Origin of the sequence: Rhodopseudomonas pentothenatexigens (genome assembly GCF_900218015.1) — a bacterium.
GTDB lineage: Bacteria > Pseudomonadota > Alphaproteobacteria > Rhizobiales > Xanthobacteraceae > Rhodopseudomonas > Rhodopseudomonas pentothenatexigens.
Map to the genome: position 1 here is coordinate 102993 of NZ_UFQQ01000004.1, position 12399 is coordinate 115391.

Sequence of the window (12399 nt, forward strand, 5' to 3'; positions counted from 1 at the left end):
CAGGCACGGCCGTCATTCCGGGGCGCGCGCCCTTGCGCGCGAACCCGGAATCTCTGTGCGCAACAACCTCTGGATTCCGGGTCTGCCCGCATTCGGCGCGCATCCCGGAATGACAGGAGGTCACGTCGCCTTGTTCTTCTTGGCGAAGCTCGATCTGAGATTGTCCCACAGTTCGACCTTCACGCCGTTGCGGCGCATGATGTAGGCCTGCTGAATCACCGACAGCAGGTTGTTCCAGGCCCAGTAGATCACCAGACCAGCCGGGAAGTGCGCCAGCATGAAGGTGAAGATCACCGGCATCCAGGCGAAGATCATCTGCTGGGTCGGATCCGGCGGCTGCGGATTGAGCTTCATCTGGAACCACATGGTGAAGCCCATCACCAGCGGCCAGGCGCCGAGCACCAGATACTGGCCGAGCACCGGGATCGCGGTCGGATCGTACGGGATCAAGCCGAACAGGTTGAACAGATTGGTCGGATCCGCCGCCGACAGGTCGTGAATCCAGCCGAAGAACGGCGCGTGCCGCATTTCGATGGTGACGAACAGCACTTTGTACAGCGAGAAGAACACCGGGATCTGCAGCAGGATCGGAAGACAGCCGGCGACCGGATTGATCTTCTCCTTGCGGTAGATCTCCATCATCTCCTGCTGCTGCTTCGTCTTGTCGTCCGGGTGGCGCTCCTTGAGCGCGGCCAGCTGCGGCTGGATCGCCTTCATCTTCGCCATCGAGGCGTAGGACTTGTTGGCGAGCGGCAGGAAGATCAGCTTGACCAGCACCGTCACCAGCAGAATCGCGACGCCGAAATTCCCCACCAGATGGAAGAAGAAGTCGAGGCCCAGGAACATCGGCTTGGTGATGAAGTAGAACCAGCCCCAGTCGATCAGCAGGTCGAAATGGTTCAGCCCGAGCTGCCGGTCGTAGCCGCCGAGCCCGGCGAACGGGAAGTTGATGCCGACCACGCGCGCTTCCTTGGCGCCGGCGAACAACCGGGCGCTGGCAGTGGCGGTGCCGCCGATCGGGACCGTGCGGGCGTCTTCGAGATAATCGGTCTGGTAGGTGGTGATGTTGCCGGTCTTGTTGGCCGAGAAACGTGCCTGAAGCTGCGCGTTGGTGTCGGGCAGCAGCGCCGAGGCCCAGTATTTGTCGGTGATGCCGAGCCAGCCGTTGGTCGCCTTGAAGCCGACCGACTTCGCCTCGTCGATCTTGCTGTAGCTGTATTCCTGCAGGCCGTGCTCGCCGAGATAGCCGATCAGGCCTTCGTGCAGGATGTAGTAGCCTTCGACGTGCGGGGTGCCGTGGCGCGAGATCAGCGCAAACGGATACAGCGTCACCGGCGCGCCGCCGGTATTGGTGACGTCGTCCTTGACGGTGAACAGATAACGGTCGTCGACGGCGATCTGGCGCCGGAAGGTCAGGCCCTCGCCGTTGTCCCATTTCAGCGTGACGGGATTGGTCGGGGTCAGCGCGCCCGAGCCTTCCTGTTCCCACACCGTGTTGTGGTCCGGCAGCTTGACGTTGGCGCCGGCGGCGCCGACCCAGCCGAATTCGGCGTAGTAGGGCTTGGCGCTGCCCGACGGCGAGAACAGTTCGATCGGCGGCGATTTCGGATCGACCGTCTCGCGATACTGCGTCAGCGCCAGATCGTCGATCCGCGCGCCCTTGAGCGCGATCGAACCGGACAGCCGTGGCGTCTCGACCTTGATCCGGGGCGCGGCGGCGAGTGCCGCTTCGCGGCTGATCACCGGAGCGGCAGCGGTGTTCGGCTTGGCGGGGGACGGTGCGCCCGGGGCCGCCGGGGCGCCTGGAGCGGGCGCCGCCGATGGAGTCGTCGCCGAAGGCGAGGCGCCAGGAGTCGTGGTCTGGGCCTGCTGCTGTTGCGCCTGCTGGGCGGCGCGCTGCTTCTCCATCTGCGGGATGTTGAAGAAGTACTGCCAGCCGAGCAGCACGAGGCCCGACAGAACGACGGCGAGGATGGTGTTGCGGTTGTCGGACATCGTCGGGTCTCGTCACTCACGCGGGTTGGGCGATCGCCGCGCCAGACGCTCGAGCGCGGTGCGCAGATCGCCGAGCATGACGGCAAAGTCGCGGCTCAGCGCCGCGCGGCGTCCGATCAGCACATAGTCGCTGTGCGGCAGCAGAAAACCGCGATCCGTCCGCTTCACCAATTCGCGCAGTCTGCGGCGAATTCGATTGCGTTCGGTCGCGGTGCCGATTTTCTTTGTCACGGTGAAGCCGACCCGGATCGGACCTTGGTCCTCGCGGCGCCGGCTCTGCAGCACGAAGGCAGCTCCGTTGATCCGCGGCCCACCGGCAACGGCGATGAAATCCGCCCGCTGCCGTAACCGCTCCATCAACGGATCTCGGGCAAGCCCACTCAGGCGCTCAGGCGCTTGCGTCCGCGGGCGCGGCGCGCCGCCAGCACCTTGCGGCCACCGGCGGTGGCGAGACGGGCACGAAAGCCGTGACGGCGCTTGCGCACCAGTTTGCTGGGTTGATAAGTCCGCTTCACGGGTCGTTCTCCGCTGCCGGGTCAGTTATTCATAAGTTGGTGGGTAAGCCCGGAGATGTCGGCTCAGTGCTGAGCCGATGCAGCCCAAAAATGAACCGCCCCGGGCAGAGCCGGGCCATCGCGGACAGTTGGCGCGGCTTATACGGGAGCGTCCTGGCTTCGTCAATTGCGCCCGCGCCCGCTTCAGCCGTGCCAGAAGCGCACGCCGCAACGCACCTGACCGCGCGCGGCCAATGTGCAGATCACGCATGAGAAAACGGTAATTTGACCTGGTTCTGGCAAAAGAGCATCTTGACATTAGATATCGTCGCGAATCCGGCACGGTGCGACCGGCGAGGCGCAGGGCCGAAAGCGAGGTGCGGTGCAGACAGCGGACAGACAGCCGGAAACGCAGGCGTGGCGGCGCGGCCTGGAGCCCAAGATCGGGCTGTCCGGCAAGCTGCTGCTGCTGACGATTCCGCTGATCCTGATCGCCGAAATCCTGATCTACGTCCCTTCGATCGCGAATTACCGGCTGAACCGGCTGAACGATCGGCTCGCTGCCGCCAACACCGCCGTGCTGGTGCTGGACGCCTCTCCGTCGGGGCGTGTTCCCGATTCTCTGGCCCAGCAGATCCTGGATTCGATCGAAGCCCGCGCGGTGGCGATCAAGATGGGACAGCAGCGCCGTCTGCTCGCCAGCTCGAACCTCCCGACCAAGATCGATCACGTCGTCGACATGCGCAACGTGACGCCGTGGGGCGCGATCCTGGATTCCTTCGTGATGATGCTGGAGAGCGGCAACCAGAGCATCCGGGTGGTGGGGCCGGCCGAGGGCAATGCCGAGTTCATCGAGGTGGTGATCGACGCCGCGCCGCTGCGCAACGCGATGTACCGGTTCTCCAGCAATCTGTTGCTGGTGTCGCTGACCATCACCAGCCTGACCACGGCGCTGATCTATCTGGCGCTGCACTTCCTGTTCGTGCGGCCGATGCGACGGCTGACCGCCAATATGGTGAACTTCCGTCGCGATCCGGAAAGCCCGGCCTCGATCGTGGTGCCCGGTCCGCGCGGCGACGAGATCGGCCTCGCCGAGCGCGAGCTCTCCGACATGCAGCGCGATCTGGTGTCGATGCTGCATCAGAAGAGCCGGCTCGCTGCGCTCGGCCTCGCGGTGTCCAAGATCAATCACGATCTGCGCAATCTGCTGGCGTCGTCGCAACTTCTGTCCGACCAGCTCTCCAGCGTGCCGGACCCGCGGGTGCAGCGGTTCGCGCCGAAGCTGGTGCGCTCGCTGGAGCGGGCGATCGCGTTCTGCCAGTCGACGCTGTCCTACGGTCGCGCCCAGGAGGCGGCGCCGGACCGGCGCAGCATCCTGATCGAGCCGCTGGTCAACGACGTCCGCGAGACCGCCGGGCTGGCGGACGAGGCGTCGATCACCTGGGTCAGCGCGATCGAGCGCGGCCTCACCATCGACGCCGACCCCGACCAACTGTTCCGGGTGCTGCTCAATCTGGTGCGCAATGCTGCGCAGGCGCTGGAAGGCCAGCCGCGCAATGACGCCAATCTGCAGCAGATCCGCATCACTGGCCGCCGCGAAGGGTCGGTGACGGTGCTGGAGGTCTCGGATACCGGCCCTGGCGTGCCGCAGAAGGCGCGCGACCACCTGTTCGAGGCGTTTCAAGGCTCGGTCCGGGCCGGCGGTTCCGGCCTCGGCCTCGCGATCGCGGCCGAGCTAGTGCGGGCCCATGGCGGCGACATCAAGCTGGTCGAAGGCACGATCGGCGCGACTTTCCGGATCTCGATCCCCGACCGCCCGGTCGACCTGCACAGCCTGCGCAACGAACGCGCCCGTGCCTGACCAAGGCCTGGGCTTTTCGAATTGAGCCGCCGATTCCGCGCAGGATCCGGGCCGATGGCGCGGGCAGGGCTGTGCCGCCGCGATCCGGCGCGCCGCGCATCGGTTGGCCTCGCCCGGGGCCGATGCCGGCTGCTGATCCCCGCGGGTAACCCGACGCGGCGGGCGTCGTCGTCGATCCGTCAGAAAAGAGCAGCCACGGCGCTTGCCAATCCGGATCGGAGCCGCTAGCTATGGCGGCCTTCGCAGCGCTTCGCCGCTGCGGACCGCCGGCGGCTCAGGGCTTGACCCGACGAGACCCGCGGCAGACGCGCCCGTAGCTCAGCTGGATAGAGCACCAGACTACGAATCTGGGGGTCAGAGGTTCGAATCCTTTCGGGCGCGCCATTTCGACGGATAGGCTTGGAAATTGGGCGGCCTCATCGCGCGACCTCACGCTGAGCCGGTTTGCGGGTCCGTGGTCGGCGCCTTGCCGATGTCCGGCCAATACAACGCATCGCTGGTCGGGCGCGGTCCGAAGATCGCCTGGCCGACCCGCACCACGTCGGCGCCTTCCTCGATCGCGGTCTCGTAGTCGCCCGTCATGCCCATCGACAACTGCGTCACGCCGGGATGGACCGCCGCGGCGCGGTCGCGCAGCTCGCGCAACAACCGGAAGCAGCTCCGCACCCGCGGCGGATCGGGGCTCAGGATCGCCAGCGTCATCAGTCCGCGCGGCTTCAGCCGCGGGTAGTCCGGCAGGCGCTCGACGAACGGGATCAGCTCGTCGGGCTGCAGGCCGTATTTGCTGGCTTCGCCGGAGGTGTTGACCTGGACGAAGACGTCGAGATCGCGGCCCTGGGCGTCGAGCCGGCGGTTCAGCTCCTCGGCCAGCCGGACGCTGTGGAGCGCATGAAACTCCGACGCGAGCTGAACCAGATAGTTCACCTTGTTGGTTTGCAGATGGCCGATGATGCTCCAGCGGATCGCCAGATCGGCGAGGGCGGCCCGCTTGTCGCGTGCCTCCTGCAGCTTGTTCTCGCCGAAGTCGGTGATGCCCGCGGCAAACGCCAGCCGCAGCACCTGCGCCGGGACGGTCTTGGTGACGGGAAGCAGCCGTACGTCTTCCGGCCGGCGGCCGGATCGACGGCAGGCCGCCGCGATGCGTTCCTGCACGGTCCGCAGGTTGGCGGCGAACATGCGCGCCGGATCGCTGCCGAACCGTGTGATGTCTTCGGTCGTCAATTGATCTGCGACAGCCATTCCTCGAACATCCGCTGCGCGGCGATGCGTGCTTCAGGTGGGATCGTCGACGCCTGCGCCCTCAATGCGCGCGGATCGATGCCGGCTGCCGACAGCTCCGCCGCATGTCCGGTGAGCCAGCGCTCGATGCCGCTCTCGACCTCGACTTCCGGGTGAAACTGCAAGCCCAGAACGGTGCGGCCGATCGCGAAGCCCTGGGTGGCGCACAGCGCCGTGGCGGCGAGATTCTCGGCGCCGGCGGGAATCTGGAACGCGTCGCCGTGCCAATGCAGCACCGGCACGCCGTCGAGATGCCGGAGCGGCCCGCGCCGGCCGGCATCGGTCAGCGTCAACGGCCCGAATCCGATTTCCTTGTGGCCCATCGGCGCGACATCGGCGCCGAGCGTCGCGGCGATCTGCTGGGCGCCGAGGCAGATGCCGAAGGTCGGCCGATTCGCGGCCAGCCGCGCCGCTAGAATCCGGCGCTCCTCGAGCAGATACGGATAAACGTCGCTTTCGTAGACGCCTATCGGTCCGCCGAGCACGATCAACAGATCGGGCTGTTCGGGATCGATGGCCGAAAGCGGAGCCTGATCGAGATCGACATAGCGGATGTCGTAGCCGGCCGCGGTGAGTACGGGTGCGAAGTAACCGAGGTCCTCGAACAGGACGTGCCGAATCACGACGGCGGTTTTCGAGCGGGGAAGGTGTGTCATCGTGCGCTCCGCACCACGTCGCGGCGGATGCGAGCGACGCGTGCTTGATCGAATAATCTGTCCGGAACGGACATGTCGTCGATCAGCATCGACGCCACCAGTGACCTCGATGTCAAGCCGCAGGACCTCTCGCGCCCCGTCGAGCAGATGAGAAATGCTGCAGCTCGAATGAGATCGCTTCAGTTTTGCAAAGTGATACCTTGCGTATGATCAACCTCAGGCGGGCACCATGGCACCAGTGATCATCCTTCCGGGTATCAGCGGCTCCGGAGAGACGCATTGGCAAAGTCTGTGGCAGTCCGCCTCCCCCTCGTTTTCGCGGTTTCGTCCGGCGGATTGGGATGCGCCCGATCTCGCCGACTGGACAGCCGCGCTGCACGCCGCGCTGGCCGATGCGCCGCGGCCGGCGGTTCTGGTGGCGCACAGCCTGGCCTGCCTGCTGGTCGCGCATGCGGCCGAGCAGATTCGGGACCGCGTGCGCGGCGCCTTTCTGGTTGCGGTGCCTGATCCGGAGGCTCCGGCGTTTCCGGCCGAAGCTGCGAGCTTCTGCAATCCGCCGGCGCGGCCGCTGCCGTTTCCGGCGCTGATCGTCGCCAGCAGCGACGATCCCTACGGCTCGCTCGACTACGCGCGGCGACGGGCCGGCGAATGGAACACCGGTCTGGTGATCGCCGGCGCTCACGGCCACATCAACGGCGCAAGCGGTCTCGGTGAGTGGCAGCAGGGCCGGTCGCTGTTCGACGCATTCTGCGCCGGCCTCGGAGGTTGAGATGGATTGGGTGTCTGCGATCGCCGCGTTTTCCGTCGCCGCCGCGCTGCTGACGATCACGCCGGGATTGGACACCGCACTGGTGCTGCGCACCGCGACGGTCGAAGGCGGCGGGGCGGCGATGAAAGCCGGTGCCGGCGTCGTGAGCGGTGTGCTGGCGTGGGGACTATTGGCATCGGTCGGTCTCGGCGCCGTGCTCACGGTCTCCGAGATCGGCTATCGCATTCTGCAATACGTTGGTGCCGCCTATCTGGTCTGGCTCGGCGCCCAGATGGTCCGCGCTGCGCTGCGGCCGGCGGTGCCGGATTCGGCCGCGGATGCTGCGCTGCCTGAGCCGCCAGCTGCTCGTTCGGCGGGCTGGTTCGTGCGCGGCCTGATGACCAACTTGCTCAATCCGAAAGTCGGCGTGTTCTACGTCAGCTTCCTGCCGCAGTTCATTCCGCAGGACGCGCCGGTGATCGCCTTCAGCGTCGGCCTCGCCGGCATTCACGCCGCGATGGGCCTGATCTGGTTCGCTGCGATTACTGCGGCGACGCGGCCTCTCGCCAGGATGGTCCGCAATCGGGCGTTCACCCGCGGGATCGACGGCGTCACCGGTTCGGTGCTGATCGCCTTCGGGGTGCGGCTGGCGTTCGATCAACGCAGTTAGGCGACGCCGGCGTCGGACTCAGCGGAGCGCCGACGAGGTATCTTCACTGCGGGCGGCGATACGCGCGATGATCGACTTAATCGCGCCGAGTGCTTTCTCGAGATCCGCCCGCGGCGGCGCGCCGATACAAAGACGAATGCCGGCGCTGATGCCGCCCACCGAGGTCGAGGACGGCGGCGTCACCACAATGCCGATCGCCTTGGCGGCGGCATCGACCGCTTCGGCGTCTGCGGACGAAAGCGGAAGCCAGACGTGGTAGCCGATATGCGCGGGGTGATGCATCGCGGCGCCGAGCAGCTCGGTCGCGACGATGCGACGCCGCTGGGCCTCTTCCTGGATCGCGACGCTCACCGCGTCGGCGGTGCCGTCGAGCAGCCATTGCTCCATCACCGAGCAGCTCAGCGGACTGATCATCAGCCCGCTGGCATGCAGCGCCGCCTCGGCGCGGGCGAACCAGGCGGCCGGCACCACCAGGCCGCCGATCCGTAGCGCCGGGTTCAGCGTCTTCGACAGGCTGTTGATGTAGAACACCCGATCGGGCGCCAGAGTCGCGATCGGCGGATAGTCCGGGTCGGGACGCAGCGCATAGACGTCGTCTTCGATCACCACGATGTCGTGGCGGCGGCAGACCGTGGCGATCGCCTCGCGCCGGCTCCTGCTCATCGAGCCGGTGGTGGGGTTCTGCATCGTCGGCGTCAGGTAGACCGCGGCGGGGCGGAGCAGCTGCGTCGTCAGCTCGCGGTCGAGCGCCTCCGGCAGCATGCCCTCCTGGTCCATTGCGACGGGGATGAGGGTCACGCCGAGATGCCGGGCGAGGCCGATGATCCCCGGATAGGTCTGCTGCTCGACGAACAGCGTGCCGGCCGGGCCGCACAGCGTCGACAGGCTGACAGCGAGCGCATGCTGGGCACCGTTGGTCAGCAGCAGATGCGCCGGGTCGGCGTCCATCCCGAGCCGGCGAAACCATCGCGCCAGCTCGCTGCGAAACCGGATGTGGCCGATCACCGGCGGATAGGCATTGAACACGTCGGCGTCGACGCGTTTGGCCACGGCGGTCAGCGACCGCGCGATCAGCCGTTCGCTCACCGCCGACGGCGGGGCGTTGCGCGACAGGTCGATGACGTCGCCGGTGCGGGACCCGGTGACAGCCACGAAGGTGCCGCGTCCGGTGACCGAGCGGACCAGCCCGCGCCGCTCGAGGATGCCGTAAGCCTTGGTGACCGTGCCGAGACCGATGCCGAGCTTCCAGGCGAGGTCGCGATGCGCCGGCAGCCGGGCGCCGACCTCCAGCCTTCTGATCCCGATGTCTTCCGACAACGCCGAAACCAGCCGGTCGCACGGCGACTCGGCGCCATCGGCCAGTCGCGGGTGCCAGGGAGACTGCAGACGCATGCGTTCGCCTCGAAGTGTAATGTGACGCTTTATATTTTGCCTAAAGTGTCACGTCCACTAGGATCGGAGCCGGGAAGGCACTTGGTTTCGATGGTGGGCATGGACGACAATCGATCAGCTTTCGGGTGCATCGACGAGAGCACCGTCGCGGTGATGCCGACCGCATCGCGCTCGGTCCCTGCCGTATCGTCGCCAAATCGCGGCGCAGCGCGATTGAGCAATCGTCAGGCCTCCCTGAAATCGCTTCGCCCGGATCGGGTCGAACCGATCACTGCCGATCGTGAAGCGGTTGGCGTCGCAGACGTGATGCGGCTTGGCGTTCCGCTCAACGCTCTGCGGGCGTTCGAAGCGGCGGCGCGCCACATGTCGATCAAGGAGGCGGCGGGCGAAATCGGCGTGACGCCGTCGGCGGTCAGTCATCAGCTGCGCATCCTGGAAGAGCTGCTGGGTGTCGAACTGATGCGCCGAATCGGGCCGCGGCTCGAGCTGACGGAAACCGGCAGGCTGCTGTCGCCGGAATTGACCGCCGGCTTTGCCCGGATCACCGGCGCGGTCGGGCGGCTGAAGAACGATCGCAAGCTCGGTCCGCTGCGGCTGTCGATGCTGCCGACCTTCGCGGTGCATTGGCTGTCGCCGCGCCTGATCTCCTATCCGTTCGCGCGGGCGGGATTCGAGCTCTTGATCTCGACCACCCAGTCGGTGGTCGACCTCGGCGCCGGCGTGGCCGACGCAGCGGTCCGCCAGGGCGGCGGATCGTGGCCGGGCGTTCGCTCGGAACTGCTGTTCGACGAGAACGTCGCCCTGCTCGGGCGGGCGGCGGATTGGCGATCGGGCGACGAGGCCGAGAAGCGCAACGCGATCGGGCGCGCCAACCTGTTTCTGTCGCAGCACCGGCAGGAGAATTTCCATCGCTGGAACGGCAGCCTCCCCGGCGGTCCGATCAAGCCGGCGGCGATCACGATCGTCGATACGTCCGGGCTCGGTCTCAAGGCGGCGATCGACGGCGCAGGCATCACCTTTGCCGGAATCGAAGTCGCGGCATGCGACATCGCGTCGGACCGGCTGGTACCGATCCTCGATCATCACGTCCCGGCCAATGCGGGCTACTATCTGTGCTATCCGCCGGCACTGGAGCGCGACCGCAGGATCAGGAATGTTCGTGGCTGGATGATGAGCGAGGCGGCCAAGCCGCTCGAACCGGTGCCGGCCGCGCGGCGGTAATGGCCCGATCCGCATTGCGCGGAGTCTCGCCTCAGCCGAGGCCGCGGACCAGCACGACGTTGCCGGTGGTCGCGGCGCGGCGGTCGACCGCGATGGTCTCGTAGTCGGGCGAGGTCTCCCACGCCCGAAACGCCGCCTCGTCGGGAAACGCCAGCACGATCACCTTCTGGCAGGTCGGCGATCCTTCCACCGGCTGCGGCTTCTCGTCGGCGGCGAGCAGCCGTCCGCCATGGGGCTGCAGCGTCGGCAGGAACCGCGCGGCGTAACGCTCGTAACGGGGGCGATCGTGGATCGTGATCTGGGCAATGGCGTAGACGGTCATCATGCAGCTCCTCTGCAGTCGGCGGTGCGCATGGTCGCTGCTTCGACCGCGCTCATACCGAGGCCTGCGTTAGGTCGGCGCCGTAAAACGCCTCGCCGTAGATCTGCCGGCCGTTTTCGAACCGCATCAGTTCGCAGGCGCGCAGCGTCCGCCCGCCGGCGTGCGACACGTAGTGCACCAGCACGGTCTGCGCGGCTTCGTCGCAGACCGCGGATTCGAGCTTGAAGACGAGGTCCGGTACCGCGTCGAGCGCCTTGATCCAATAGGCGTGAAGCGCGTCGCGGCCGCGCACGGTGGCGTCTCCGGTCACGGTCGCGGCGCGCGGACTGACGAACACCGCGTCCGCGGCGAACGGCTCGATCACCGCGCCGACGTCGTGACGATTCCAGGCCTCGATCCAGGTCGTCGCGTGATGCTCGAGGTCGCTGCGGGACAGACGTGTCATAGCCAGAACATTCCTGCTGTGATGGCCGAAAGGGCGGCCATGGTTCGGTTGATGAAGAGTAGTTTCGCCGGATCGTGGAGGATCCGGCGCAGGCCGGCGCCGAACGCCGCCCACACCGCAAGGCAGGGCGTGCCGACAATCGCGAACACCGCGCAGACAAGCGCGATCCGCAGCGCATAGCCGTCGCCGGGCGATACGAAAGCGGCGATCACCGTGACGGCGATCAGCCACGCTTTCGGGTTGACGAACTGGAACGCCGCAGCCTGAAAGAACGTGACCGGCGCAACCAAAGCTGCACCGCGCAGCTCCGCTGCGCGCCATAGTTTGCCGGCGAGCCAGAGTAAATACAGCGAGCCGATCAGCTTGAGTCCGATCTGCAATCGTGGCTCGACTGCGAACACGGCGCCGAGGCCGGCTCCGACCGCGATCAGTTGCGTCGCGGCGCCGAACGCAATGCCGAGGATGTGGGGGCAGGTCCGCGCCATGCCGAAGATCAGCCCGGAGGTGGTCAGCATCAGATTGTTCGGCCCCGGCGTGATGCACATCACGAAGGTGTAGAGCGCGAGCGCCGCCAGCGACGTGGTTTCCATCTCCCTCGCGCCCTCTCTGGCCGCACCCCACGCCAGACATGGCACGGAGACCGCAGAGGCGCTGCTGAGATTTCATCAGGCGAGGATGAGCGCGACACGGCTCAGGACGAGAAATTCTCAAGATGGTGCGGCAGCTTTTCACTCCGGCCGCGGAGCCTGCTCCCGCTAGACTCGGCGGCAGCGCGAACAGCAACGACGAGTCAGGGGGAGACGATGAAGGGCAAGATCGGAACGGCGGTCGAACCGGCGCTCGAGCGGCGGATCCGCGACAGCTTCGGCCGTCAGGGACTGATGCAGCATCTCGGTGCTGCGATCGACGAGGTGCGGCTCGGACTGGTGACGATCCGGATGCCGTTCCGGCCGGAGCTGTCGCAGCAGCACGGTTACTTCCACGCCGGTGGCACGTCGGCGATCGCGGATTCGGCCGGTGGCTACGCCGCCTATACGATGTTTCCGGAGGACAGTTCGGTTCTCACCGTGGAGTTCAAGATCAACCTGTTGAATCCGGCGCGCGGCGACGCGCTGGAAGCGGTCGGCAAGGTAGTGAAATCAGGCAGGACGCTGACGATCTGTCAGCTCGAAGTATTCGCCGACGCCGCGGAAGGCCGCTCGCTGGTCGCGATCGGTCAGGCGACGCTGATCTGCATGGCGGGCCGACCCGATACGCCGGAGAGCGCACGCTGACTGTCGGTCGATGCCGCGAGTCGCCCCGTCAACGACCGGCGGC

At 66.8% G+C, this 12399-nt stretch carries 14 protein-coding genes and 1 tRNA gene; 6 read left to right on the forward strand and 9 right to left on the reverse strand.

Annotated features, from left to right (window positions below; translation table 11 throughout):
* Positions 1 to 120: 120 nt before the first annotated feature.
* The 3 genes from yidC to rpmH are packed head-to-tail and all read right to left on the reverse strand — an operon-like array spanning position 121 to position 2510.
* Positions 121 to 1995, reverse strand: coding sequence for a membrane protein insertase YidC (gene yidC / locus DWA33_RS04650; RefSeq protein WP_114356929.1), 1875 nt, complete (start codon positions 1993 to 1995; stop codon positions 121 to 123).
* 12 nt (positions 1996 to 2007) lie between these two features.
* Positions 2008 to 2352 carry a ribonuclease P protein component gene (rnpA, locus tag DWA33_RS04655; protein ID WP_114356930.1) on the reverse strand — a complete coding sequence of 115 codons (345 nt, stop codon included), beginning with the start codon at positions 2350 to 2352 and terminating at the stop codon, positions 2008 to 2010.
* Positions 2353 to 2375: 23 nt separating this feature from the next.
* Entirely contained in the window at positions 2376 to 2510 is a 135-nt protein-coding gene (gene rpmH / locus DWA33_RS04660) for a 50S ribosomal protein L34 (protein ID WP_008542748.1), read from the reverse strand.
* Between the two features lie 361 nt (positions 2511 to 2871).
* Between rpmH and DWA33_RS04665 the strand changes: the two genes are divergently transcribed.
* Both DWA33_RS04665 and DWA33_RS04670 read left to right on the forward strand, forming a co-directional pair.
* On the forward strand, positions 2872 to 4350 hold the full coding sequence (locus DWA33_RS04665; RefSeq protein WP_114356931.1) for an ATP-binding protein: 1479 nt from the start codon (positions 2872 to 2874) through the stop codon (positions 4348 to 4350).
* A 307-nt stretch (positions 4351 to 4657) separates the two neighbouring features.
* Positions 4658 to 4734 (forward strand) — tRNA-Arg (locus DWA33_RS04670).
* 45 nt (positions 4735 to 4779) lie between these two features.
* On the opposite strand, the gene DWA33_RS04675 is transcribed toward DWA33_RS04670, so the two are convergent.
* Together DWA33_RS04675 and DWA33_RS04680 are read right to left on the reverse strand one after the other, a co-directional pair.
* Positions 4780 to 5589 carry a YggS family pyridoxal phosphate-dependent enzyme gene (locus DWA33_RS04675; protein WP_114356932.1) on the reverse strand — a complete coding sequence of 270 codons (810 nt, stop codon included), beginning with the start codon at positions 5587 to 5589 and terminating at the stop codon, positions 4780 to 4782.
* Positions 5568 to 6284: a glutamine amidotransferase gene (locus DWA33_RS04680; protein WP_114356933.1), complete on the reverse strand. Its 717-nt coding sequence runs from the start codon at positions 6282 to 6284 to the stop codon at positions 5568 to 5570. Before DWA33_RS04680 ends, DWA33_RS04675 begins: the two co-directional genes overlap by 22 nt.
* A gap of 229 nt (positions 6285 to 6513) precedes the next feature.
* Between DWA33_RS04680 and DWA33_RS04685 the strand changes: the two genes are divergently transcribed.
* Together DWA33_RS04685 and DWA33_RS04690 are read left to right on the forward strand one after the other, a co-directional pair.
* Positions 6514 to 7053: an RBBP9/YdeN family alpha/beta hydrolase gene (locus tag DWA33_RS04685; protein ID WP_114356934.1), complete on the forward strand. Its 540-nt coding sequence runs from the start codon at positions 6514 to 6516 to the stop codon at positions 7051 to 7053.
* Between the two features lies 1 nt (position 7054).
* On the forward strand, positions 7055 to 7702 hold the full coding sequence (locus DWA33_RS04690; RefSeq protein WP_114356935.1) for a LysE family translocator: 648 nt from the start codon (positions 7055 to 7057) through the stop codon (positions 7700 to 7702).
* A gap of 18 nt (positions 7703 to 7720) precedes the next feature.
* Here DWA33_RS04690 and DWA33_RS04695 read toward each other — a convergent pair whose 3' ends face one another.
* Complete coding sequence (locus DWA33_RS04695; RefSeq protein WP_114356936.1) at positions 7721 to 9094, reverse strand: aminotransferase-like domain-containing protein; 1374 nt, start codon at positions 9092 to 9094, stop codon at positions 7721 to 7723.
* Between the two features lie 306 nt (positions 9095 to 9400).
* On the opposite strand from DWA33_RS04695, the gene DWA33_RS04700 reads away from it, so the two are divergent.
* Positions 9401 to 10315 carry a LysR family transcriptional regulator gene (locus DWA33_RS04700; protein WP_114357063.1) on the forward strand — a complete coding sequence of 305 codons (915 nt, stop codon included), beginning with the start codon at positions 9401 to 9403 and terminating at the stop codon, positions 10313 to 10315.
* Between the two features lie 31 nt (positions 10316 to 10346).
* On the opposite strand, the gene DWA33_RS04705 is transcribed toward DWA33_RS04700, so the two are convergent.
* From DWA33_RS04705 to DWA33_RS04715, 3 genes are read right to left on the reverse strand one after another with little or no spacing between them, the layout of a single operon-like run.
* Positions 10347 to 10637, reverse strand: coding sequence for a DUF1330 domain-containing protein (locus DWA33_RS04705; RefSeq protein WP_114357064.1), 291 nt, complete (start codon positions 10635 to 10637; stop codon positions 10347 to 10349).
* A gap of 52 nt (positions 10638 to 10689) precedes the next feature.
* A complete protein-coding gene (locus tag DWA33_RS04710; RefSeq protein WP_114356937.1) occupies positions 10690 to 11082 on the reverse strand; it encodes a nuclear transport factor 2 family protein in 393 nt (130 codons plus the stop codon).
* The gene (locus DWA33_RS04715; RefSeq protein WP_114356938.1) at positions 11079 to 11672 is read right to left on the reverse strand and encodes a LysE family translocator; all 594 of its coding nucleotides are present in this window, start codon (positions 11670 to 11672) and stop codon (positions 11079 to 11081) included. Before DWA33_RS04715 ends, DWA33_RS04710 begins: the two co-directional genes overlap by 4 nt.
* A gap of 213 nt (positions 11673 to 11885) precedes the next feature.
* On the opposite strand from DWA33_RS04715, the gene DWA33_RS04720 reads away from it, so the two are divergent.
* Entirely contained in the window at positions 11886 to 12356 is a 471-nt protein-coding gene (locus tag DWA33_RS04720; protein ID WP_114356939.1) for a PaaI family thioesterase, read from the forward strand.
* The last annotated feature ends 43 nt before the right edge of the window (positions 12357 to 12399 follow it).